The organism is Patulibacter minatonensis DSM 18081, from assembly GCF_000519325.1.
Lineage (GTDB): Bacteria > Actinomycetota > Thermoleophilia > Solirubrobacterales > Solirubrobacteraceae > Patulibacter > Patulibacter minatonensis.
Genome location: NZ_KI912613.1, coordinates 4,785,287 through 4,810,085, shown reverse-complemented (window position 1 = coordinate 4,810,085; position 24,799 = coordinate 4,785,287). Strand labels below are relative to the sequence as shown.

The following is a 24,799-nucleotide window of genomic DNA, read 5'->3' as shown; positions in this document are numbered from 1 at the left end:
CATGACGTCTCCGCGCCCCCACGCCACCTCGTCCTCCTCCACCCCGGACGGGAGCCTCCACGCCCCCGACCGTCCGGTCGACGAGCGCACGTGGACCCGGGCCTTCGAGGCCCGGGTCGCGGAGACCCCCGACGCCGTCGCCGTCGTCTGCGAGGACGACGAGCGCACGTACGCGGAGCTCGACGCGCGGGCCAACCGCGTCGCCCGCGCGCTGCGTGCGCGCGGTGTCGGCACCGAGGACGTCGTCGGCGTCGCGCTCCCGCGGTCCGTCGAGATGGTCGTCGGGCTGCTCGGCGTGCTGAAGGCCGGCGCGGCGTACCTGCCGCTCGACCTCGACCACCCCGCCGAGCGCCTCGCGTCGATGCTCGAGCGGTCCGGCGCGCGGATGGTCCTGACCACCGACGAGCTGGCCGGCCGGCTGCCGGGCACGCTCACCGAGGATCGCCTGACGCTCGGGACGGCGGCCACCGAGCGCGAGCTCGCGGACCACGCACCGGACGTCCTCCGGGACGACGAGCTGCGCGCCCCGATGACGCTGGAGCAGGCCGCGTACGTGATCTTCACGTCCGGCTCGACGGGTACGCCGAAGGGCGTCGTCGTCAGCCACGACGGCATCGGCAGCCTCGTCGCCGCCGCCCTGGACCGGATCGCCGTGGACCGGGACAGCCGCGTCTCGCAGTTCGCGTCGATCGGCTTCGACGTCGCGGTCTGGGAGCTGACGATGACGCTGTGCGTCGGCGCGACCGTGGTGGTCGTCCCGAGCGCGCGGCGGGTCGCGGGCCCGGAGCTCACCGACTACCTCGCGCACCACCGCGTCACCCACATGGCGCTGCCCCCGGCGCTCGTCGGGGCGCTGCCGGACGACTGCGACCTGCCGCACGGCGGGTTCCTGCTCGTCGGCACCGAGACCGTGCCGCTCGAGCTCGTCCGGCGCTGGTCGCCGACGATGACGGTCGTCGCCGCCTACGGCCTGACCGAGGCGACGGTCAACTCGACGCTGTGGACCGCCGACCCGGCGTGGGAGACCGCCGTCCCGATCGGGGTGGCCGACCCGAACACCCGCACCCACGTCCTCGGCGAGGACCTCCGTCCCGTCCCGGACGGCGTCGCCGGCGAGCTGTACGTCGGCGGTCGCGGGCTGGCCCGCGGGTACCTCGGGCAGCCCGGCCTGACCGCCGGGCGCTTCGTCCCCGACCCGGACGGCGGACCCGGCGCGCGGATGTACCGCACCGGCGACCGAGTGGTCCGGCGACCCGACGGCGTCCTGGACTTCCTCGGCCGCGGCGACGACCAGGTGAAGATCCGGGGCCGCCGGATCGAGCCCGGCGAGATCGAGGCCGTCCTGATGCGCGACCGGCGCGTCGCCCAGGCCGCCGTGATCGTCCGCGAGGACCGGCCGGGCCTGCGGCGCCTGGTCGGCTACGTCGTCCTGCGCGGCGGCGCGGACGCGACGGTCCTCGACGAGGTCCGAGCCGGCGCGGCCGGCGTCCTGCCCGACCACATGGTCCCCGCCGTGCTCGTCGAGGTCCCGGGCGGGCTCCCGCGGACGACCAACGGCAAGCTCGACCGCGCCGCGCTGCCCGCGCCCGAGCGCGCCGGCGGCGGCCGTCCGCCGCGCACCGACGCCGAGCGCGCCTGGTGCGCCGTGCTGGCCGGGGCCCTCCGGCTGGACGAGGTCGCCGCTGACGAGGACTTCTTCGCCCTCGGCGGCGACAGCATCACCGCGATGCGCGTCGTCGCGGACGCCCGCCGGGCAGGCCTCGCCGCGACGCAGCGCGACGTGTTCGCGCTGCGGACCGCCGCGGCGCTGGCCACGGAGGTCGGGACGCTCGACGACGCCCCCGTCCCGGGCGACGCGCCCTCGAGCGTCCCCGCGGACGTCGCCGCGCGGGTCGCGGCCCGCACGGGGGCCGAGCCGTCCGCCGTCTGGCCGCCGTCGGCGCTGCAGGAGGGCCTGTACGTCCAGGCCATGTACGACGGCGGCGACGCCGACGTCTACACCGGGCAGCACCGGTTCACGAGCAGCGCGGCGGTCGACGTCGAGCGCCTCCGCGCCGCCGCGGTGGCGCTCGTCCGGCGCACCACGATCCTCCGCACGGCGCTCGTCGCCGACGACGACGGACGGCCGCTGCAGGTCGTCCTCGGGGACGCGCCGGTCGACGTGCGCGAGGCTCGCGTCGACGCGTCGCGCGACGACCGGGATCCGGCGACCGCCCCCGACGCGGGGTCGCCGGACCGGCGCGCGGCGCGGATCGCGGAGCTGGCGGCCGACGAGCGCGCCCGGCCGTTCGACCTCGCGACCCCGCCGCTGTTCCGGGTCCTCGTGGTCGCCGGGGCGGACGGTGCGCCGTCGGAGATCCTCGTGACCCAGCACCTCGCCGCGTGGGACGGCTGGTCGCAGCACGCGGTCTTCGAGCAGCTCTTCGCGCTCTACGCGCACGGCGACGACGCCGACCTGCCCGACCCGGGCACGCACGTCGACCACGCCCGCTGGCTCGCCCGGCAGGACCACGAGCGGGCGCTCGGGCTCTGGGAGGACGCCCTCGCCGGCCTCGAGGAGCCCACGCTGGTGGCGCCCGACGACGGCGACCGCACCGCGGCCCCGGAGACCGCGACCGTCGAGCTCGACGAGGAGCGGTTCGCGGCGCTGGGCGAGGCCGCCCGCGGCGTCGGGGTCACGCTGAACTCCGTCCTCACCGTCGCGTGGGCGGTGGTCCTCGGGACGCTCACCGGCCGCGAGGACGTCGTCTTCGGCACGACCGTCTCGGGCCGCCCGGCAGAGCTGCCCGGCGCCGACCGCACCGTCGGGATGTTCCTCAACACCGTCCCCGCACGGGTGCGGACGGACCCCGCGGAGCCCGTCGCCGAGCTGCTGCGGCGGGTCCAGGCGGATCGGGCGGCGCAGACCGCCGCCGACCACGTCGGGCTCGGCGAGATCCAGCGGGCCACCGGCCACGACCGGCTGTTCGACACGCTCTTCGTGCTGCAGAACTTCCCGGGCATCGACGCCGGGGTCCTCGACGCGGCCGGGGTCGCGTACGAGGACTACGCCGACCGGACGCACTTCCCGCTCGTCCTGATCGCGACGCCCGGCCGGACGCTGCGCCTGGCGCTGCAGCACCGCACCGCCGCCATGGGCGCCGACGAGGCCGCCGCGACGGTCCGGCGCGTGCTGCGCACCGCGGAGGACCTCCTCGCGGACCCCGACGCGCCGCTGGCCGCCGTCGACGTGACCGCCGCCGCGGAGCGCTCCGCGCTCGAGCGCACCTGGGAGGCGTCGGCGCGCGAGGAGTCCGTGCTGACGGTCGCCGAGCTGCTCGAGCAGCAGGTGCGGGCGACCCCGGACGCCGCGGCGCTCGTGTCGGTGTCGGGCGAGCGGTGGTCGTACGCGGAGCTCAACGACCGGACCAACCGGCTCGCGCGGCTCATGCTCGCCCGGGGCGCCGGTCCGGAGCGGATCGTCGGGCTGGCGCTGCCGCGGTCGCTCGACATGGTCGCGGCGCTGTTCGCGGTGCTGAAGACCGGCGCGGCGTACCTGCCGCTCGATCTCGACCACCCCGCCGACCGTCTGGCGCTGATGGTGGAGGAGGCAGCACCGGTGTGCGTGCTGTCGACGACCGGCGTGCTCGCCGGGCTGCCCGCCGTCGCGGACGCCGCGCCGGCGGTCGCGCTGGACGACGCGGCGGTCGTGCGCGAGCTGGGCGAGGCCTCCGGCGACGACCTGTCCGACGAGGAGCGCCCCGGGTTCGTGGTCGGCACGCCCGGGCGCCTGGACCACCCGGCGTACGTGATCTTCACGTCCGGCTCGACGGGGCGGCCGAAGGGCGTCGTGACCCCGTATCGCGGCCTGACGAACATGCACTTCAACCACCGCGACGCGATCTTCGCGCCCGTGGTGGCGGCGTCCGGCGGCCGGGGGCTGCGGATCGCGCACACCGTGTCGTTCGCGTTCGACATGTCGTGGGAGGAGCTGCTCTGGCTCGTCGAGGGGCACGAGGTGCACGTCTGCGACGAGGAGCTCCGCCGCGACGCGAGCGCTCTGGTGGCGTACTGCGACCGGGAGCGGATCGACGTCGTGAACGTGACGCCGACGTACGCGCGGTCGCTGATCGACGAGGGGCTGCTCGCCGACACCGGGGCCGGCCACCGCCCGGCGCTGGTGCTGCTCGGCGGCGAGGCCGTCTCGGACTCCGTCTGGACGGACCTGGCGGAGGCCGACGGGGTCCTCGGGTACAACCTCTACGGGCCGACCGAGTACACGATCAACACGCTGGGCGGTGGCACGGAGGACTCGTCGACGCCCACGGTGGGCCGGGCGATCTTCAACACCCGCGCGTACGTGCTGGACGGCGCGCTGCGCCCGGTGCCCCGTGGCTCCGTGGGCGAGCTGTACGTCGCGGGAGCCGGCCTGGCGCGCGGCTACCACGGGCGCTTCGACCTGACGGCGGAGCGGTTCGTGGCGGACCCGTTCGCGTCGGAGCCGGGCGGGCGGATGTACCGCACCGGGGATCTCGTGCGCGAGCGTCCCGACGGCACCATCGACTTCCTCGGGCGCACGGACGACCAGGTGAAGATCCGCGGGTACCGGATCGAGCTGGGCGAGGTCGTCGCGGCGATCGAGGCCGTCGAGGGCGTCAGTGCGGCGGCGGTCGTGGTGGATCGGTCCGGGCCCGTCAAGCGGCTGGTCGGGTACGTGGTGCCTGCCGCCTCGGTCTCCGACACGGCCTCCGTCTCCGAGGCCGCGTCCGGCGCGGACGCGTCCGACACCGTCCGCTCCGCGATCGCGGATTCCCTGAAGGACCGGCTCCCGGGCTACATGATCCCCGCGGCCCTGGTGGTCGTCGACGCATTGCCGCTGACGGTCAACGGCAAGCTCGACGTCCGCGCCCTGCCTGCGCCGTCCTTCGCATCGGACGGTCCCCGCCGCGCCCCGCGGACCGGGACGGAGACGACGATCGTCGCGGCGTTCGCCGTCGTCCTCGGGCTCGTGGAGGACGAGGTCGGGATCGACGACGACTTCTTCGCGCTCGGCGGCGACAGCATCGTCTCGATCGCGCTCACCAGTCGTGCGCGCCGGGACGGTCTGGCGCTCACACCGCGGCAGGTCTTCGAGCACCGCACCCCCGAGGCGCTCGCGCGGGTCGCCGGCGTCGTCGCGTCGGACGAGCAGGAGCCCGTCGCCCCGTTCTCCCTCGTGGAGCTCACGGTCGACGAGCGGGCCGGGATCGAGCGGCAGGTCGGTCCCGTCGAGGACGTCTGGCCGCTCTCCCCGCTGCAGCAGGGCCTGTACTTCCAGGCCACCTACGACGACGACGGCCTCGACGTCTACGCCGGGCAGACGACCTTCACGGTCGGGACGCGCCTGGACGTCGACCGGCTCCGCCGCGCCGTCACCGCACTCGTCCGCCGGCACCCCGCGCTCCGCGGGGCGTTCGTCGACCCGGGCACCGGCACGGTCCGCCAGGCGATCGCCACCGCGGTCGACGCCGACGTCGTGCGCGTCGTGGACCTCGCCGACCACGCCGACGCCGACGCTGCGCTGGCCGACCTGGCCGCGGCGGATCGCGTCGAGCGGTTCGACCTCGCCGCCGCCCCGCTCTTCCGGATCACCGTCGTGCGGATGCCGGACGGCACCGACCGCCTGGTCACGACCTACCACCTGCTCGCGTGGGACGGCTGGTCCCACGGCACCGTCTTCGGCGAGCTGTTCGCCCTGCACCTGGAGGACGGCGACGACGACGGCCTTTCCACGCCCGGATCGTTCCCGTCGTACCTGCGCTGGCTCGCCGACCAGGACGCCCCCGCCGCGCTCCGCGACTGGCAGGCCGCGCTTCAGGACCTCGAGGACCCGACGCTCGTCGGCTCCGGCACCACCGCCCGGGACCGCCCCGTCGTGCCGGAGCGCACGACGCTGACCCTCGACCCCGCCGACGCGGAGCGGCTGGACGCCGGCGCGCGCGGTGCCGGGGTGACGCTCAACACCGTGCTGAACGTCGCGTGGGCCGTCGTCCTCGGGACCCTCACCGGCCGCGACGACGTCGTCTTCGGGACCACCGTCTCCGGCCGCCCCGCCGAGCTCGCCGACGCCGACCGCACCGTCGGCATGTTCCTGAACACCGTCCCCGCCCGCGTCCGCCTCGACGCGGCGGAGCCCGCCGCGGCCCTGCTGCGCCGGGCACAGGACGAGCGCGTCCGCCTGATGGCCGGCGACCACGTGGGTCTCGGGGAGATCCAGCGCGCCGCAGGGCACGACCGCCTGTTCGACACGCTGTTCGTGCTCCAGAACTTCCCCGGCATCGACGCCGGCGCCGCGGACGCCCTCGGCGTCCTCGACGAGGCGCACGTCGACGCCACGCACTACCCGCTCGTCCTCATCGCCACCCCGGGCGACGCCTTCGAGCTGACCCTCGAGCACGACGAGCGGATCGCCGACGCCGACCACGCGCGGACGCTCCTGCATCGCGTCGCCCTCGTCGCCGCGCGCCTGGTCGACCGACAGGACGCGCCGCTGGCCGCGATCGGCGTCGTCGACGACGCCGAGCTCGACGCGCTGCGCCGCACGTGGGACGCGTCGTCCCGCGAGCAGTCCGACCTGACCGTCGCCGAGCTGCTCGAGCTCCAGGTCGCCGCCACCCCGGACGAGACCGCGCTGGTGTCCGTCACCGGCGAGCGCTGGTCCTACGCGCAGCTCGACGACCGGATCAACCGCCTGGCGCGCATCATGCTGGACCGCGGTGCCGGTCCGGAGCGGGTCGTCGGGCTGGCGCTGCCGCGGTCGCTGGACATGGTCGCGGCGCTGTTCGCGGTGCTGAAGACCGGGGCGGCCTACCTGCCGCTCGATCTCGACCATCCGGCCGATCGCCTGGCGCTGATGGTCGAGGAGGCCTCGCCGGTCTGCGTGCTCTCGACCGCGGACGTGCTCGCGGGGCTCCCGGACGTGGCGACCCTCGCCCCGGCCGTCGTGCTCGACGAGCCCGCCGTCGTCGCCGAGGCGGCGGAGACCTCCGGGGGACCGCTCCGCGACGACGAGCGCCCCGGGTTCGCGGTCGACGCGCCCGGACGCCTGGAGCACCCGGCCTACGTGATCTTCACGTCCGGCTCGACGGGGCGCCCGAAGGGCGTCGTCACGCCGTACCGCGGCCTGACGAACATGCACTTCAACCACCGGGACGAGATCTTCGGCCCGGTCGTGCGCGACGCCGGCGACCGGCGGATGCGGGTCGCGCACACGGTGTCGTTCTCCTTCGACATGTCGTGGGAGGAGCTGCTCTGGCTCGTCGAGGGCCACGAGGTCCACGTCTGCGACGAGGAGCTCCGCCGCGACGCCGCGGCACTCGTGGCGTACTGCGACGACCAGCGGATCGACGTCGTCAACGTGACGCCGACCTACGCGCGCACCCTGATCGACGAGGGGCTGCTGACCGACACCGACGGCGGGCACCGCCCGGCGCTCGTGCTGCTCGGCGGCGAGGCGGTCTCCGACTCCGTCTGGACCGACCTGGCGGAGACCGACGGCGTCCTCGGGTACAACCTCTACGGGCCGACCGAATACACGATCAACACCCTTGGTGGGGGCACCGCGGACTCCGCGACCCCGACGGTCGGGCGCGCGATCTTCAACACCCGCGCGTACGTGCTCGACGGCGCGCTGCGTCCCGTCCCGCAGGGCGCCCCGGGCGAGCTCTACATCGCCGGCGCGGGCCTCGCCCGCGGCTACCACGACCGCGTCGACCTGACCGCCGAGCGGTTCGTCGCCGACCCCTTCGCGACCGAGCCCGGGGGCCGGATGTACCGGACCGGCGACCTCGTGCGCGAGCGCCCCGACGGCAACATCGACTTCCTCGGACGCACCGACGACCAGGTGAAGATCCGCGGCTACCGGGTCGAGCTCGGCGAGGTCGTCGCCGCGATCGAGGCCGTCGACGTCGTGACCGCCGCCGCCGTGGTCGTCGACCGCTCGGGCCCGGTCAAGCGGCTGGTGGGCTACGTGGTGCCGGACGGGAAGCCGGTCGGCCAAGACGGACCGGGCAGGACGCCCGCGACCACGACGCCCATGGCCGCCGACGGGTCGGACGACACCGTCCGCACCACGATCGCCGACGCCCTGAAGGACCGCCTGCCCGGCTACATGATCCCCGCGGCCCTGGTCGTCGTCGACGCGCTGCCGCTGACGGTCAACGGCAAGCTCGACGTCCGCGCGCTCCCCGCTCCGTCGTTCGCGTCGGACGGCCCGCGGCGCGCGCCGCGGACCGCGACGGAGACGACGATCGTCGCGGCGTTCGCCGCGGTCCTCGGGCTCGCGGACGACGAGGTCGGGATCGACGACGACTTCTTCGCGCTCGGCGGCGACAGCATCGTCTCGATCGCGCTCACCAGCCGTGCGCGCCGGGACGGCCTGGCGCTGACGCCGCGACAGGTCTTCGAGCACCGCACCCCCGAGGCGCTCGCGCTCATCGCCGTCGCCGGTGACGCGACGCGGACGTCCGACGTCGGCGTCGGCGTCGTCCCCGCGACCCCGATCCTCGCGTCGCTCGCCGCCGACGACGTCCCCGTCGACGGGTTCTTCCAGTCGATGGCGGTCCGCACGCCGGCCGGCGCGGGGGAGCCCGAGGTCCGCCGGATCCTCCAGGCCCTCGTCGACCACCACGACCTGCTCCGCGCCCGGCTCGTCCGCGACGCCGGGACCTGGTCGTTCGACGTCCCCGCGGCCGGGACGGTCGACGCCGAGGACCTCCTGCGCGTCGCCCCGCTGCCCGGCACCCCGGACGGGATCGCCGAGGCGCTCACCACGCACCGCGACGACGCCGTCCTGCGCCTGGACCCCGACGCCGGCACGATGCTGCAGGCCGTCCTCCTGACCGGCGCCGAGGGCCCCGGCCGGCTCGTGCTCGTCGCCCACCACCTCGTCGTCGACGGGGTCTCGTGGCGCATCCTCGGCGAGGACCTCCGGACCGCGTGGGACCAGCTGTCGGCGGGCGAGCCGATCGCCCTGGACCCGGTCGGGACGTCGTTCCGGCGCTGGGCCGAGGCCCTGCGCGACACCGGCGACGTGCCGGAGGCCGAGCAGGACCGCTGGCGCACCACCGTCGCCGACCAGGACGGCGCGCTCCGCATCGGCGGACGCGCGCTGGACCCGACGACCGACACCGTCGGGACGTCCCGGTCGCTGCGCGTCGCGCTCGGCGGCGCCGAGACCACCCGGATCCTCGGCCCCGTCCCCGCCGCGTTCCACGGCACGGTCAACGACGTGCTCCTGACCGCGCTGGCCGTCGCGGTCGGCCACGACGACCCCGACCGCTCCGCGCTGCTCGTCGCCCTCGAGGGCCACGGTCGCGAGCCCGGCATCGCCGGCGACCTCGACCTCGCCCGCACCGTCGGCTGGTTCACGAGCATCGCCCCGGTCCGCGTCGACCCCGGGCCGCACGCCTGGGACGCGTTCGTCGCCGGCGGCGACGCGATGCGCTCCGCCGTCAAGGCGGTCAAGGACCAGCTCGCCGCCGTGCCCCACGGCGGCGTCGGCCACGGGCTCCTCCGGTGGCTCCGCCCCGACGTCGTCCCCGAGCTCGCGGACGCCCCGGACCCGCAGGTCCTCTTCAACTACCTCGGCCGCTTCGCCGCGTCCGACGACGCTTCCGCCCGCGACTGGGACCTCGCCGCCGAGGCGCCCGAGCTCGGCGAGCGCGCCAGCGCCTCGGCCGCCGCGGGCCACGCGCTCGAGATCAACGCCGGGGTCAGCGACACCGCCGACGGCCCCGCGCTGAGCGCCGAGCTGACCTGGCCCGCAGGGGTCCTGACGGACGCCGACGCGGCGGCGATCGGCGAGCGCTGGATCGCCGCGCTCCGCGCCCTCGCCGCCCACGCCCCGGAGGCCGGCGCGTGGGGGAGGTCTCGGTCCGACTTCCCGCTCGCGACGCTCACCCAGGACGACGTCGACGAGCTCCGGGCGACGTTCGACGACCTCGACGACGTCTGGTCCCTGACGCCGCTGCAGCAGGGGATGTACTTCCACTCCCGCTACCACGAGCACCGTCCCGAGGACCCCGACGGCTACGTCGTCCAGTACGTCGTCGACCTCGACGGCGCCGTCGCCCGGGACCGCCTCGACGACGCGCTGCAGGCCCTCGCCGCCCGGCACGCCGCCCTGCGCGCCGGGTTCCGGCAGACCGCCGACGGCGTCCTCGTCCAGCCCGTCGCCCGGCGCGTCCGGGTGCCCCTGCGCTGGGAGGACGTGCCGTCCGGCGACGGACCCGCGAACGGCCCGGCGACCGGCACCGCCGACGACGCCGTCGATCGCGTCGCCCGGGACGAGCGAGCGAGCGCGTTCGTGCTCGACGCCCCGCCGCTGCTCCGCGCCGCCTGCGTGCGCACCGGCGAGCGGCAGCACGCGCTCGTCCTGACGCTCCACCACCTCGTCGCCGACGGTTGGTCGGTCCCGGTGCTCTTCGACGACCTGCTCGGGCTCTACGACGCCGCGGGCAGCGGCCGCGACCTGCGGCCGGTGTCCTCGTACCGCACCTACCTGGGCTGGCTCGCCGACCGCGACCGCGCGGAGACGACGGCCGCGTGGACGGACGCGCTCGCCGACGTCGGGTCGCCCACGTTCGTCGGCGAGGCGCTCGCGGAGACCGCGGAGCCCGTCGCCCCCGAGGTGGTCGAGGCCACGGTCGCGGCCGCCGACGAGGAGCGCCTGCGCGCCGCCGGGCGCCGGCACGGCCTGACACTGAACCCCGTCGTCCAGGGCTTCTGGGCGTTGGCGCTCGGCGTCGCCACCGGCCGCAGCGACGTCGTCTTCGGCGCCGTCGTCTCCGGCCGTGACGCCGAGGTTCCCGGCATCGAGGAGCAGGTCGGGCTCTTCATCAACACCGTCCCCGTCCGCGTGCGCTGGTCCGACGCCGAGCCCGTCGGCGCCGCGTTCGCGCGCCTGCAGGCCGAGCAGGCCGACCTGCTCGGCCACCAGTGGCTCGGGTCGACCGAGATCCAGGCGCTGTCCGGCGAGCGCGAGCTCTTCGACACGCTGTTCGTGTTCGAGAACTTCCCGCCCGGCGGCGGGGACGACGACCGCGACGCCCCGCGCATCGCCGGGGTCCGCGAGTCGGTCGAGGCCCGCACCCACTTCGCGGCCTCGCTCCAGGTGTTCCCCGGCGACGGGCTCGCGCTGCGCCTGCAGTACGACGACCGCCGCATCCCGGCCGCCCGCGCGCGCCGCCTGCTCGACACGTTCCTGCTGCTGCTGCGGCAGACGACGGAGGACCCGGACACGACGATCGGCGCGCTCTCGATCACCGACGCCGACGAGCTGGACGCCCTGCGCGCCGGCTGGGACGCGTCGGCACGCGACGAGTCCGAGCTCACGGTCGCCGAGCTCCTGGAGCTCCAGGTCGAGGCGACCCCGGACGAGACCGCCCTGGTGTCGGTGTCGGGCGAACGGTGGTCGTACGCGGAGCTGAACGACCGGACCAACCGCCTGGCGCGGGTGATGCTGGCGCGGGGCGCCGGTCCCGAGAAGGTCGTCGGGCTGGCGCTGCCGCGGTCGCTGGACATGGTCGCCGCGCTGTTCGCGGTGCTGAAGACCGGCGCGGCGTACCTGCCGCTCGATCTCGACCACCCGGCGGACCGCCTGGCGCTGATGGTGCAGGAGGCCGCGCCCGTGTGCGTGCTCTCGACCGCCGCCGTCGTCGCCGCGACGCCCGCGATCGTCGGCGACGCCGCGCTCGTCAGCCTCGACGCGGACCACGTGACCGACGAGCTCGCCGCGGTCGCCGGGACGGACCTCGCGGACGAGGAGCGCCCCGGCTTCACCGTCGGCACGCCAGCCCGCCTGGACCACCCGGCGTACCTCATCTTCACGTCCGGTTCGACGGGTCGCCCGAAGGGCGTCGTGACGCCGTACCGCGGCCTGACGAACATGCACTTCAACCACCGGGACGAGATCTTCGGCCCGGTCGTGCGCGACGCCGGCGACCGGCGGATGCGCGTCGCCCACACCGTGTCGTTCTCCTTCGACATGTCGTGGGAGGAGCTCCTGTGGCTCGTCGAGGGGCACGAGGTGCACGTGTGCGACGAGGAGCTGCGTCGTGATGCGACGGCGCTGGTGGCGTACTGCGACCGGGAGCGGATCGACGTCGTGAACGTGACGCCGACGTACGCGCGGTCGCTGATCGACGAGGGCCTGCTGCAGGGCGGGGGCGACACCCGGGGGGCCGGCGACGTCGTCCTCGAGACCGCGGACGACGCGACCGCGGGCCGCGCGGCGGGCCACCGCCCGGCGCTGGTGCTGCTGGGCGGCGAGGCGGTCTCCGATTCGGTCTGGACGGACCTCGCCGAGACGGACGGCGTCCTGGGCTACAACCTCTACGGCCCGACCGAGTACACGATCAACACCCTCGGTGGCGGCACCGCGGACTCGGCGACCCCGACCGTCGGCCGGGCGATCTTCAACACCCGCGCGTACGTGCTCGACGCCGCGCTGCGCCCTGTGCCGCAGGGCTCCGCGGGGGAGCTGTACATCGCGGGCGCCGGACTCGCCCGCGGCTACCACGACCGCTTCGACCTGACGGCCGAGCGGTTCGTGGCCGACCCGTTCGCGGTCGAGCCGGGCGGCCGGATGTACCGCACGGGCGACCTCGTCCGTGAGCGCGCCGACGGCAACATCGACTTCCTCGGGCGCACGGACGACCAGGTCAAGATCCGCGGGTACCGGATCGAGCTGGGCGAGGTCGTCGCGGCGATCGAGGCCGTCGAGGGTGTCAGTGCGGCGGCGGTCGTCGTGGACCAGTCGGGTCCGGTCAAGCGGCTCGTCGGGTACGTCGTGCCGGCCGGCGCCGCCTCCGACGCGGACACGTCCGACGCGATTCGCGCCGCGATCACCGAATCCCTGAAGGACCGGCTCCCCGGCTACATGATCCCGGCCGCCCTGGTGGTCGTCGAAGCGCTGCCGCTGACGGTCAACGGCAAGCTCGACGTCCGCGCGCTGCCGGCACCGTCGTTCGCGTCGGACGGTCCCCGCCGCGCGCCGGAGACCCCGTTCCAGCGGGTCGTCCTCCAGGCCTTCGCCGCGGTGCTCGGACTCGACGAGGACGCGGTCGGGCTCGACGACGACTTCTTCGCGCTCGGCGGCGACAGCATCGTCTCGATCGCCCTGACCAGCCACGCCCGCCGGAACGGCGTGCTGTTCCGGCCGCGCGACGTCGTCCTCGGCCGCACCGTCGAGGCGATCGCCGCCCGGTCCTCCGCGGCCACCGGCGCCGTCGTCTCCGACCCGGGCACCGGCAGCGTCCCCGCCACCCCGATCGTGCGCTGGCTCGAGGAGCTCGGCGGCCCCGTCGACGCGTTCCACCAGTCCACGATCGTGCAGACGCCGCACGACGCCGGCGAGGAGGAGGTCCGCCGGATCGTGCAGGCCCTCCTCGACCACCACGACCTCCTCCGCGCCCGGCTCGTCCGCGACCCGGACGGCTGGCGGTTCGACGTCCCGGAGCCCGGCGCGGTCGACGCCGCGGACGTGCTCCGCTCCGCGACCGTCCCGGCGGCCGAGCTCGAGGACCGCACCACCGGCGAGCAGCAGCGCGCCGTCGACGGGCTCGCCCCGGAGGCCGGCACGATGTTGCGGGCCGCGCTGGTCCGGCCCGACGACGACGCCCCCGGCCGGCTCGTCCTCGTCGCGCACCACCTCGTCGTCGACGGCGTCTCGTGGCGCATCCTCGGCGAGGACGTCGCGACCGCGTGGGCCCAGCTCGCCGCGGGGGAGGAGATCGCGCTGGAGCCCGTCGCCACGTCGTTCCGCCGCTGGGCCGAAGCCCTCTCGGGCGCCGGCGCCGCGCACGGCTACGGCGCCGAGGCCCCGTACTGGAAGGCGCTCGCCGCCCGGCGACCCGGCCGGTTCGTCCGCGAGGACCCCGACCCCGCACGGGACGTCGTCGCGACGGTCCGCGAGCACGCCGACGACCTCGAGGCCGACTGGACGGCCCCGCTCCTCGGCGCCGCCCCGGCGGCCCTGGGCGCCACCGTCAGCGCCGTGCTCCTGGCGGGGCTCGGCGTCGCCGCGGCCGAGTGGCGCCGGCGCGCCGGCCGGGACGCCGGCGACGGCACCACGGTCGCCCTCGAGGGCCACGGGCGCGAGGAGCACGCCTTCGACGCCGACCTCGGCCGCACCGTCGGCTGGTTCACGTCGGTCTTCCCGCTCCACCTCGACGTGGCGGCCGACCGCTTCGACGCCGTCGCGTCGGGCGACCCCGGCGCCGTGGGGGACCTCGTGCGGGCGTCCGGCGACCGGCTCTGCGCGATCGCCGACGGCGGCCTCGGGTACGGCGTGCTGCGCCACCTCGACCCCGAGGACCGGGCCGGGCTGGCGGGCACGCCGACACCCGAGCTGCAATTCAACTACCTCGGGCAGTACGGCGGCGGGGCGGACGGCGACTGGCGGACGGCCCCGGGCCGGAACCCGCTGGACGGCGGCAGCGACCCCGCGATGCCCGTCCCGTACCCGCTGGTGCTCGACGCCATGGCGATCGACGGCCCGGACGGCGCGGTGCTGCACGCCTCGTGGGACTGGACGCCCGGGCTCTTCGCCGACGGCGAGGTCGGCCTGCTGTGCACGCTCTGGTTCGCGGCGCTCCGCGGCATCGTCCGGGCCGCGGGCGTGGCCCCGGGCGCGCTCCCGGAGGCCGATCGCCGATGAGAGCCGAGCGTCACGGGCGAGTCACCGGAACGCCCACCCGACCCGGTAGTATTAGGGTTACCAAATCTTCACGGCACCGGGCGGCGGGACCCGTCCCCGGAGCCGTGGGGGGACCGTCCCCGACGGCCCTTCCTCCGCATCCCCAGCAAGCCGAAGGAGCCCTCCATGGCTAATCCGTTCGACGACGAGCAGGGCACGTTCCACGTGCTCGTCAACCACGAGGACCAGCACTCGATCTGGCCCGCCTTCGCCGCCGTGCCGGAGGGCTGGCGGACGGTGCTCGAGGGCGCCGACCGCGCCGCGGCGCTCGCGTACGTCGAGGAGCACTGGACCGACATGCGCCCCGCGAGCCTGCGGACGGCGATGGAGGCCGCGGACGAGGACCGGCGCGCGCTGAAGGGGTCGGTCGCATGAGCGGCACCCGGCGCATGCCCGACGTCGAGACCGCCGGCATCGGGTTCGGCCCCTCGAACCTCGCGCTGGCCATCGCCATCCACGAGGACGGCGACACCAGCGCGCAGTTCTTCGAGCGCAAGCCCGAGTTCGCCTGGCACCGGGGCATGCTGATCGACGACGCCACGATGCAGGTCTCGTTCCTCAAGGACCTGGCGACGATGCGCAACCCGTCGTCGGACTTCAGCTTCGTCTCGTTCCTCCACCAAGAGGGCCGGCTCGTCGACTTCATCAACTACAAGACGCTCTATCCGCTGCGGATCGAGTTCCACGCGTACCTCGAGTGGGCCGCCGCGCGGGTCGACGACCTCGTCACGTACGGCCACGAGGTCGTCGACGTCGTGCCCGTCGAGGAGGACGACCGCGTCGTCGCGTTCGACGTCGTCGCCGAGGACCGGACGGGCGACCGCATCGTCACCCGCGCCCGGAACGTCGTGCTCGCCGCCGGCCTCACGCCCGTCGTGCCCGAGGGCGTCGAGTGCGGCCCGCACGTCTGGCACACCAGCGAGCTCCTGCACCGCATCGACGAGCTGAAGGCCGCCGGGGCGACCCCGGAGCGCTTCGCCGTCGTCGGCGCCGGGCAGAGCGCGGCGGAGGCCGTCGCGCACCTGCACCGCGAGTTCGAGGACGCCGAGGTCTGCGGCGTGTTCTCGAAGTTCGGCTACACCCCGGCCGACGACTCCGCGTTCGCCAACCGGATCTTCGACCCCGACGCCGCGGCGCTGTTCCACGGCGCCCCGCCGGAGGTCAAGGACTCCCTGATCGCGTACCACCGCAGCACGAACTACTCGGTGGTCGACGGCGAGCTGATCGAGAGCCTGTACCGCGAGCACTACCGCGAGCGCGTCCTCGGCAACGAGCGCCTGCGGATGCTCGGCACGTCGCGGATCGAGACGCTGACCCCGGCCGACGGCGCGGTCGATGCCTCGGTGGTGGCGCTGGCGACGGGCGACCGGTCGGTGCTCACGTGCGACGCCGTCGTCTACGCGACCGGCTACCGCCCGATCGACCCGATCGGGCTCCTCGGGACCGCCGGCGAGCTCTGCCGGCGCGACGCCGACGGGTTGACGGAGGTCCTCGGCGACAACCGCCTCGCGCTGCACGACGACGCCGACGCCGCGATCTTCCTGCAGGGCGCCGCCGAGCACGCGTTCGGGCTGACGTCGACGCTGCTGTCGATGGTCGCGGTCCGCGCGGGGCAGGTCTTCGACGCGACGAAGGCCCGCCGCACCGCGGACGCGAAGGTCGGCGTCGCGGCCTGACCCCGGCGGATCGCCGAGCATGGACCCCGTGGAGACCCCGATCACGCACGACGCGCCGCTCCCGCCGGGGGACGCCGCGTTCGTGCCCGTCGACGCCGACCGCGACGGTCCGCTGCTCGGCGGCTGGTTCGGCGCGGAGCACGTGCGCCCGTGGTGGGCGGTGCCGGCGGTGGGCCCGTACCTCAAGGGCGCGCTCGCCGCCGACCACCAGCGCTCCTGGCTCGTCGCCGACGACCTGGGCGCGTTCGGGTACGTCGAGACGTACCGCGCCGCGGACGACGCGCTCGCCGACCACGTCCGCGTCGACGAGGGCGACCGCGGCTGGCACGTCCTGATCGGCGAGCGCGGCCGGCAGGGCACGGGCGCGGCGGACCGCCTGGTCGCCGCCACGGTCTGCGGGCTGTTCGCGGAGCCCGGCGTCGAGCGGGTCCTCTGCGAGCCGGACGTCCGCAACGGCCGGATGCTGGGCTTCTGCGCCCGCAACGGCGGGCGGGTGCTCGAGGAGTTCGACTTCGGCGGGCGCAAGCGGGCCGCCCTGGTGGCCTGGGGCCGGGACGACGTCGCGCTGCGCTGGCCGCGCGAGCTCGCGGCGGCGGAGGGCGCGCACCGGCGGTGGGACGCCCTGCAGCGCTCGGCCGGCGGCCGGCTCCCCGCCGTGGGCGCGGCGGCGCCGCGTCACCGTCCACGGTGATCGACCCGGCGACCGTCGCGGGTCGCGCCGCCGACGGGACCCGGTCCGTGGCCGCGGCCGGGAGCGGACGGCGCACGCGAAGGACACGCTGTTAGGGTCCCCTTCGCACGTGAGCGCCAGCGTCACCACGAGCGCGCCGACGGTCCAGCCCGCCGCCCCGGCGGGCACCCGCCGTCGCGGCTCGCTCCTCACCCTCGGCCTGCTCGGCTGCGTGGCGCTGCTGCTCGTGATGGTCGCGGTCAGCATCAGCGTCGGCGCGCGGTCGCTGCCGCTGGACCGCGTCTGGAGCCTGGTCTTCAGCCCGGACGGGTCGTACGACGCGATCATCGTGCAGGACCAGCGGATCCCGCGGACCCTGCTCGCGCTGCTCGTCGGTGGGGCGCTGGGCGCCGCGGGGGCGCTGATGCAGGCGCTGACCCGCAACCCGCTCGCGGACCCCGGGATCCTCGGCGTCAACGCCGGGGCGGCGACCGCGGTCGTGGTCGCCGTGGCGATCTTCGGCTACGTCGAGCCCGCCGTGCAGGTCTGGTTCGCGTTCCTCGGCGCCGGCCTGGCGACGGTGATCGTCTACGGGGTCGCCTCCCGTGGTCGCAGCGGCGCCACGCCCGTCCGCCTGGCGCTCGCCGGGATCGCGCTGACGTTCGCGCTCTACGCGGTCGTGCAGGGGATCACCACGCTGAAGCCCCAGGTCTTCAACCAGTACCGCTACTGGCAGGTCGGGGCGCTCTCGGGCCACGACGCGTCGCTCGTGCGGCAGATCACGCCGTTCATCGTGGTCGGGCTCGTCATGACCCTCGCGCTGGCCCGGCCGCTGAACACCCTGGCGCTCGGCGACGAGATGAGCCGCGCCCTCGGCGCCAACGTCGCCCGCACCCGCGCGCTCGGGGCCGTCGCGATCACGCTGCTCTGTGGCGCGGCCACCGCCGCCGTCGGGCCGATCACGTTCATCGGCCTGACGATCCCGCACGTCGCCCGCGCGATCGCCGGGCCCGACCAGCGCTGGGTGCTGCCGTACTCCGTCGTCCTGGCCCCGATCCTGCTCCTGGTCGCGGACGTCATCGGTCGCATCGTCACGCGCCCCGGGGAGCTCCAGGTCGCGATCGTGACCGCCGTCATCGGCGCCCCCGTGTTCATCGCGATCGTGCGCCGCCGGCGCATCGCCCAGCTGTGAGCACGATGGTCAAGAAGCCCGCGCCGGACCAGGTGCGGACGGGGCTCGGGCAGATCGTCCGGGTCCCCGGCGTCGGGATCACGCTGCGCGTCGCCCCGCGGGTCCTCGTCGTCGTCGGGATCCTCCTCGTCCTGACCGTCGCGGTCTTCGTGCTGGCAGTCGGGACCGGCACCTACAAGATGTCGCCGGGGGAGGTCGTCAGCGCCCTCTTCGGCGGCGGCGACGACGCCCAGCGCTTCATCATCGAGACGATCCGCCTGCCGCGGGCGATCACGGCGATCCTCGTCGGCGCGGCGCTCGGCGCCGCCGGCGCGGTCTTCCAGAGCGTCACGCGCAACCCGCTCGGCAGTCCCGACATCATCGGCTTCACGTCCGGCGCCTCCGCCGGGGCGGTGCTGCAGATCGTCGTGTTCGACGGCGGATCGGGCGCGGTCGCCGTCGGGGCGCTCCTCGGCGGCCTCGGGACCGCCGCGGTGATCTGGCTGCTCGCGTACCGCGGGGGAGAGGGGATCCAGGGCTACCGCCTGATCCTCGTCGGCGTCGGCGTCAGCTTCGTGATGATCGCGGTCATCGACTACCTCCAGACCCGGGCGAAGCTCGAGGAGGCCGCCCAGGCCAACGTCTGGATCACCGGCACGCTGAACGGCCGCGGCTGGGAGCAGGTGGTCCCGGTCGGGATCGCGCTCGCCGTCGTCCTGCCGATCTTCTTCCTCATGGCCCGCGAGCTGCGGATGCTCGAGATGGGCGACGACGCCGCCGTCGCGCTCGGCGTGCGGGTCGGATGGGCGCGCAACGTGCTCCTGCTGTTGGCCGTCGTCCTCACCGCGGTGGCGACGTCCGCCACCGGCCCGGTGCTCTTCGTCGCGCTCTCGGCGCCGCAGATCGCGCGGCGCCTGACGGCGGCGACGGGACCGGGGGTGGGGGCCGCCGCGATGACGGGCGCGCTCCTGCTGCTCGTCTCCGACTTCGCCGCCCAGCGGCTCTTCCCCGACCAGCAGCTCGCGGTCGGCGTCGTCACGGGCGTCCTCGGTGGCGCCTACCTGATCTGGTTGCTGGCGAACGAGTGGCGGGGCGGCAGGGCATGAGCGCCGACGGACCGACGACACGGTGGACGGGCATGGGACTTCGACGACGGGACACGGCATGACGGACACGGCGACGGACGGCGGCGTGCGGCTGCGCGGGGAGGAGCTCTCGCTGGGCTACGACGCCCGTGCGGTCTCCCACGACCTCACCGTCGAGATCCCGGACGGGTCGTTCACGGTCATCGTCGGCCCGAACGCCTGCGGCAAGTCGACGCTCCTGCGCGCGCTGGCACGGATGCTGAAGCCGTCGGTCGGCACCGTCCTCCTCGACGGCGGCCCGATCCAGAGCCTCCCGAGCAAGGAGGTCGCGCGCCGGCTCGGGCTGCTGCCGCAGAGCTCGATCGCCCCGGACGCGATCACCGTCGCCGACCTCGTCGCGCGCGGCCGCTACCCGCACCAGGGCCTGCTGCGCCAGTGGTCCCGCGAGGACGAGCGCGCCGTCGCGGCGGCGATGGCCTCCACCGACGTGACGGAGCTCGCGTCGCGGGCGGTCGACGAGCTCTCCGGCGGCCAGCGCCAGCGCGTGTGGCTGGCGATGGTGCTCGCGCAGGAGACCCCGATCGTCCTGCTCGACGAGCCGACGACGTTCCTCGACATCGCGCACCAGATCGAGGTCCTCGACCTCTGCGCGGAGCTCCACCAGGACCAGGGCCGCACGCTCGTCGCGGTGCTCCACGACCTCAACCACGCCTGCCGCTACGCGACGCACCTGATCGCCATGCGCGACGGCGCGGTGGTCGCGGAGGGCGACCCGTCGCAGATCGTCGACGCCGAGCTCGTCGAGCGCGTCTTCGGGCTGCGCTGCCGCGTCATCCCGGATCCGGAGACCGGCACGCCGCTGATCGTCCCGGCCGCCCGGCAGCGGCAGCGGGAGCACGCTCCGGCTCCGTCGCTCCCTGCCGCGGCGACGTAGCGACGCGGGGCCCGGCCTTCCGGGTGGCCCGAGCCCTGTCGAGGTCCGACGCCGTCCGGACCCGAGACGCTCGGGCCGGGGCCCGGTCTAGTACCCCGGCGGGTGCCGGGCGACGAACCCGGCGGAGCTGCGCATCTCGGTGGTCCAGCGGGTGCCGCCGCCGCTGAGCGCGGAGGTGTCGTAGCGCCGGCCGTCGACGACCATGTACGCGTGGCCGCCGTTGGCGTAGACGGTGATCCGCTTGCCGGGACCCGGCTCGCCCCAGCTCATGAAGGCGCCCGACGTCAACGGCGAGCTCAGGAGGCCGCCGGCGGCGAGGGCGTAGCTCAGGGAGCCGGAGCAGTCGTAGCCGCCGCTGGCCCCGCCGTGGCCGCCGCCCCACACGTAGGGCGTGGTCGCGATCTCGTTGGCCGCCGCGACGACGCGCGCCACGGCGCTGCCGTCGTTGCTCGACGGCGCGGCGCTGGAGCCGCCGCCACCGCCGCCGCCCGACGAGGGGGCCGACGCGGCGCGCGGGGCCGCCTGCGTGGCCGACGCCTGCTCGCGCGCGGCGCGTGCCGCGGCGGCCTGGGCGCGCTCGAGCCGGGCGATCCGGCCGCGGACGCGGGACAGCTGCGCGCTGGTCCCGGCGCGGGAGGCGAGCTGCGCCTGCTTGCGGCGCAGGATGGCGTTGCGGACGACGTCGGCCTGGTCGCGGTCCTCGACCGCCTCCTTCGCGAGCACGCTGAAGCGTTGCCGCATGACCTTCAGGTCGGCGGCCTGCTTCGTCACCGCGTCCTTCGCGTCGCGCGTCTCGTCGAGGATGTGGCCGTTGTGGGCCGAGACCCGCTTGAGGAAGTCGACCCGCTCGAGCAGGTCGCTGAAGCCCTTGGACGTCAGGACGACGGAGACGAGGTCCGGGCGGCCGGACTCGTAGGCGTTCTGGAGGTTGTCCGAGAGGACCTCGGTGGCCTTCTCGGCCTTGCGCTCCAGGGTCGCCATGCGGACGCGGGCGCGGACGAGGTCGTCCTGCGTCCTCTGCACCTGGCCCTGCCGCAGGTCGACCTTCTGGTCGAGCGCGTTCAAGCGGCTCTCGGCGGCCGCGAGGCCGGCGCTCGTCCGCTCGATCCGGGCGGTCTCGGCGGCGACCTTCTCCCGCAGCGACTGGGCGGCGGCCCGCTCGGCGGCCACGTCGGCGTACCCGTTCGACGGCACGCCGGCTCCGACCGCGATGGCGGCGGCACCGGTGGCGGTGGCTGCGAGGGCGCGCAGCAGGGGTCGGCGTCGTGGGGTCGGCGGCATGGAACCTCGTGATGTCGTGCGCGGGGACGCGCGGGCGCTCGCGTCGGGCGGCAGGCGACGGCGGGCGAAGGCGCTCGACGGACGTCGAGCAGGGCGCGACGCTAGTGGCGGGACCGCTGCGGGACCAACTCCCGGACCCCCGTTGCAAGCGGTCTTGCAGAATCAGGATCCGGCGCGCGCTGCCGAGGGCGGCGCGGGCCGGGGGTGCGCTGGCATCATCCGGCCGATGCCCGCGCCCGACGCCTCCTCGCCCGTCCTCGGCACCCCCGGCACCGCCGGCGCGGTCCGGCTGGTCCTGCTCGGCAGCGGCGAGCTCGGGCGCGAGGTCGCGATCGAGGCGATGCGGCTGGGCTGCGAGGTCGTCGCGGTGGACCGCTACGACGGCGCGCCCGCCCAGCAGGTCGCGCACCGCTCGCACACCATCGCGATGACCGACCCCGACGCGCTGCGGGCGCTGCTGCGGTCCGAGCGGGAGCGTCCCTGCGCCCGGATGCTCGTGGTCCCGGAGATCGAGGCGATCGCGACCCCGGTCCTCGAGGAGCTCGAGGCCGAGGGCCTGCACGTCGTCCCGACCGCCCGCGCCGCCCGGCTGACGATGGACCGCGAGGGCATCCGGCGCCTGGCCGCGGAGGAGCTCGGGATCCCGACCTCGCCGTACCGCTTCTGTACGACGGCAGGAGAGCTCCGTGACGCCGTCGCCGCGCTGCAGCCCGCGTCGGGCGCCTTCGTGCCGTGCGTCGTCAAGCCGGTGATGTCGTCGAGCGGCAAGGGCCAGTCGGTGGTCCGGCGGCCCGAGGACGCCGACGCGTCGTGGACGTACGCCCAGGAGTCCGGCCGAACCGGCGCGTCGGCCGTCATCTGCGAGGGCTTCGTCGACTTCGACTACGAGATCACGCTCCTGACCGTCCGGCACGCCGGGGGCACGACGTTCTGCGCGCCCATCGGGCACACGCAGGAGGACGGCGACTACCGCGAGTCGTGGCAGCCGCAGCCGATGAGCGACGCGGCCGCCGCGCGCGCCGAGGAGATCGCCCGCACGATCACCGACGGCCTCGGCGGCTTCGGCCTGTTCGGTGTCGAGCTGTTCGTCGCCGGCGACGAGGTCCTCTTCTCCGAGGTCTCGCCGCGGCCGCACGACACGGGGATGGTCACGATGGCCAGCCAGGCGGCGTCGGAGTTCGCGCTGCACGTGCGCGCGATCCTGGGGCTGCCGGTGCCGACCGACGCCGCGGGTCGCGTGCCGCTGCTGGGACCGGCCGCCAGCGCGGTCGTGCTCGGCGACGCGGACCGGGACGCCCCGACGTTCGCGGGCGTCGCGGCGGCCTACGCGGTCGATCCCGCCGTCGACGTCCGGCTGTTCGGCAAGCCGGACGCGCGCCCCGGACGCCGGCTCGGCGTCGCGCTCGCCCGCGGAGCCGACGTCGACGAGGCCCGCGCGCGGGCGACGACGGCGGCCGCGGCGGTCACGATCGGCGGCTGAAGGGCCGCCGGCCCTCGGGGTCGTCCGCGGTCCACGTCGACGCCGAGAGCGTCCGCAGGTACGCGCTCCACGCGCGCCGGCCGACCCGCGGGGGCGAGGTCGCGCGGAGCGCGAGCTCGAGCGTCCGGTGGTGCGGGATCACCCGTCCGACGAGCCGCTGCAGGCGGAGCAGCCAGCGGTAGGCCGGGTGCTTCTGCGCCGAGATCCCCGCGTAGCGCCGGAGCGCCTGCTCCCGCGTCTGTCGACCCTCGACGACGTCCCGGAGCTCCCGGCCGAGCGCGATCCCGAAGTGGAACGCCGGCCGGATCCCCTCGGCGGTCAGCGGGAGGCAGTGCCCCGCGCTGTCGCCGACGAAGAAGACGCCGCCGCCCGTCGCGGACCGCAGGCGGTGCGGGATCCAGTTGCCCTGGAACCCGTCGGGCTCGCGTCGGAGGTCCTGCACCAGCCGGAGCGTCGGGTCCTTCACGTGGTGGTGCGGGTCGAAGGAGCCGACGCCGACGCGGACCTCGTCGCCGGCGGGGAACGACCACGAGTACCCGTCGGGCACGTACCGGTCGTTGAGGTAGAGCGCGAGCTCGTCGGAGCGGCCCTCGGGGTGGACCTCGAGCCCGCGCGACATGTACGCGTCCGGCGGCTGGATCGCGTCCTCGGACTCCGGCGCGAGCACCCGGCGCCAGCCGAGCGCGTCGACGACCAGCGGCGCCCGGACGGGCCCGCGGTCGGTGATCACGGTCATCGGACCGCCCGGGACCGCGGGGCGCGGACCGAGGCCCTCGACCTTCGCGGTCTCGAAGAGGAAGTCGCCCTGGTCCGCCAGCAGGCGGCAGAGGCGCCGGTAGTCGAACGTGACGAACGGCTCGGGCAGCGCCCACGAGTACGACCGGTCGGCCGTGTGGGCGACGATCTCGTCGAACGACTGCAGCGCGGCGTCCGTCAGGCCGAGCAGCTCGAGCCACGGCCCCGGCACGGCGCAGGCGGACGTCTGGCGCTCGCCGATCTCGTACCGGTCGACCACGAGGACGCGGGGCCGCGCCGGGGACCCGGCGAGCTCGCGCGCCACGGTCAGGCCGGCGAAGCTCGCGCCGCAGATCAGGACGTCGCAGTCGACGTCCAGCGGCGTCCGGTCGTCGCCGCGCTTGGTCGCTCGGGTCGGCATCGGTCGGGGATCGTAGCCCGGATCGCGGGCCCGTCACGCCCGGCCCGGGGGCGCGCCGTCGTCTAGCGCACCCCGGCCGAGGTGCGGGTCAGTCGGCGCAGGCGTCGAGGCCGAGCTTCTTCGCCGCGGCGTTCGCCTCGCTCCCGAGCGGGTCGAGCTTGGCGAGGTCCTGCAGGCCGCTCTGGTCCTTCGCCTTCGCCTTGTCCTTGAGCGTCCCCAGGAGGTCGGAGACCTTCGTGCTCGCGGCGGTGAACGCGTCGTAGTCCGCCTTCTCCGCGTCGCCCGGCTTCAGGGCCTTCAGGCGGTCCACGAGGTCGGTCGCCAGCGGCGCGACCTTGTCGAAGTACGCGCTCGCGACGTTCGCGTCCTGGATGTCGCTGGGCTGCGTGACGGCCTTCAGCCTCGTCTCCACGTCCTTGCAGACGGCGTTGGCCTTCGACTGCAGGTCGCCCTTGCTGAGCGTGCCGTCGCCGCTGCCGCCGTCGTCCCCGCCACAGGCGGCGAGGGACAGGGTCAGCGCGGCGAGCGCGGCGGTGGTGGCTGTACGGATCGTGGGCACGGGGGGCTCCTTCGGGTCGGTCGACGACCGGGCACGCTCCCCGATGCGGCGCTCGGCCACGACCGGGGCTC

11 protein-coding genes are annotated in these 24,799 nt (G+C 75.3%); 8 read left to right on the top strand and 3 right to left on the bottom strand.

Annotation, left to right across the window (positions count from 1 at the left end; translation table 11 throughout):
• The first annotated feature begins 1 nt into the window (after position 1).
• From PATMI_RS32580 to PATMI_RS0122610, 7 genes are all read left to right on the top strand, one after another.
• The gene (locus tag PATMI_RS32580) at positions 2–14,677 is read left to right on the top strand and encodes a non-ribosomal peptide synthetase (RefSeq protein ID WP_051472173.1); all 14,676 of its coding nucleotides are present in this window, start codon (positions 2–4) and stop codon (positions 14,675–14,677) included.
• 165 nt (positions 14,678–14,842) lie between these two features.
• The gene (locus tag PATMI_RS0122635; RefSeq protein ID WP_026912553.1) at positions 14,843–15,091 is read left to right on the top strand and encodes an MbtH family protein; all 249 of its coding nucleotides are present in this window, start codon (positions 14,843–14,845) and stop codon (positions 15,089–15,091) included.
• Positions 15,088–16,392 (top strand): lysine N(6)-hydroxylase/L-ornithine N(5)-oxygenase family protein, encoded by a 1,305-nt coding sequence (locus PATMI_RS32575; RefSeq protein ID WP_036726288.1) that lies wholly within the window; start codon positions 15,088–15,090, stop codon positions 16,390–16,392. The genes PATMI_RS0122635 and PATMI_RS32575 overlap by 4 nt, the downstream gene beginning before the upstream one ends.
• Positions 16,393–16,420: 28 nt before the next feature.
• Entirely contained in the window at positions 16,421–17,083 is a 663-nt protein-coding gene (locus PATMI_RS35335) for a GNAT family N-acetyltransferase (RefSeq protein ID WP_026912552.1), read from the top strand.
• 109 nt (positions 17,084–17,192) lie between these two features.
• Positions 17,193–18,254, top strand: a complete 1,062-nt coding sequence (locus PATMI_RS0122620) for an iron chelate uptake ABC transporter family permease subunit (RefSeq protein WP_026912551.1) — start codon at positions 17,193–17,195, stop codon at positions 18,252–18,254.
• 5 nt (positions 18,255–18,259) lie between these two features.
• Positions 18,260–19,339, top strand: coding sequence for a FecCD family ABC transporter permease (locus PATMI_RS0122615; RefSeq protein WP_084270417.1), 1,080 nt, complete (start codon positions 18,260–18,262; stop codon positions 19,337–19,339).
• Between the two features lie 58 nt (positions 19,340–19,397).
• The gene (locus PATMI_RS0122610; protein WP_026912549.1) at positions 19,398–20,252 is read left to right on the top strand and encodes an ABC transporter ATP-binding protein; all 855 of its coding nucleotides are present in this window, start codon (positions 19,398–19,400) and stop codon (positions 20,250–20,252) included.
• An 87-nt stretch (positions 20,253–20,339) separates the two neighbouring features.
• On the opposite strand, the gene PATMI_RS35330 is transcribed toward PATMI_RS0122610, so the two are convergent.
• Positions 20,340–21,533 carry a coiled-coil domain-containing protein gene (locus tag PATMI_RS35330; RefSeq protein ID WP_051472172.1) on the bottom strand — a complete coding sequence of 398 codons (1,194 nt, stop codon included), beginning with the start codon at positions 21,531–21,533 and terminating at the stop codon, positions 20,340–20,342.
• A gap of 226 nt (positions 21,534–21,759) precedes the next feature.
• On the opposite strand from PATMI_RS35330, the gene purT reads away from it, so the two are divergent.
• Positions 21,760–23,013, top strand: coding sequence for a formate-dependent phosphoribosylglycinamide formyltransferase (purT, locus tag PATMI_RS0122600; RefSeq protein ID WP_026912548.1), 1,254 nt, complete (start codon positions 21,760–21,762; stop codon positions 23,011–23,013).
• Here purT and PATMI_RS32560 read toward each other — a convergent pair.
• Positions 22,997–24,169 carry an NAD(P)/FAD-dependent oxidoreductase gene (locus tag PATMI_RS32560; protein ID WP_051472171.1) on the bottom strand — a complete coding sequence of 391 codons (1,173 nt, stop codon included), beginning with the start codon at positions 24,167–24,169 and terminating at the stop codon, positions 22,997–22,999. The two genes, purT and PATMI_RS32560, sit on opposite strands and share 17 nt — an antisense overlap.
• A gap of 88 nt (positions 24,170–24,257) precedes the next feature.
• The gene (locus tag PATMI_RS0122590; protein WP_157260924.1) at positions 24,258–24,728 is read right to left on the bottom strand and encodes a hypothetical protein; all 471 of its coding nucleotides are present in this window, start codon (positions 24,726–24,728) and stop codon (positions 24,258–24,260) included.
• Positions 24,729–24,799 lie beyond the last annotated feature (71 nt).

Excerpts from the sequence above, each read along its gene's own strand:
- PATMI_RS32580 (WP_051472173.1), top strand. The coding sequence starts at position 2 with ATGACGTCTCCGCGCCCCCACGCCACCTCGTCCTCCTCCACCCCGGAC.
- PATMI_RS0122635 (WP_026912553.1), top strand. The coding sequence starts at position 14,843 with ATGGCTAATCCGTTCGACGACGAGCAGGGCACGTTCCACGTGCTCGTC.
- PATMI_RS32575 (WP_036726288.1), top strand. The coding sequence starts at position 15,088 with ATGAGCGGCACCCGGCGCATGCCCGACGTCGAGACCGCCGGCATCGGG.
- PATMI_RS0122615 (WP_084270417.1), top strand. The coding sequence starts at position 18,260 with ATGGTCAAGAAGCCCGCGCCGGACCAGGTGCGGACGGGGCTCGGGCAG.
- PATMI_RS0122610 (WP_026912549.1), top strand. The coding sequence starts at position 19,398 with ATGACGGACACGGCGACGGACGGCGGCGTGCGGCTGCGCGGGGAGGAG.
- PATMI_RS35330 (WP_051472172.1), bottom strand. The coding sequence starts at position 21,533 with ATGCCGCCGACCCCACGACGCCGACCCCTGCTGCGCGCCCTCGCAGCC.
- purT (WP_026912548.1), top strand. The coding sequence starts at position 21,760 with ATGCCCGCGCCCGACGCCTCCTCGCCCGTCCTCGGCACCCCCGGCACC.
- PATMI_RS32560 (WP_051472171.1), bottom strand. The coding sequence starts at position 24,169 with ATGCCGACCCGAGCGACCAAGCGCGGCGACGACCGGACGCCGCTGGAC.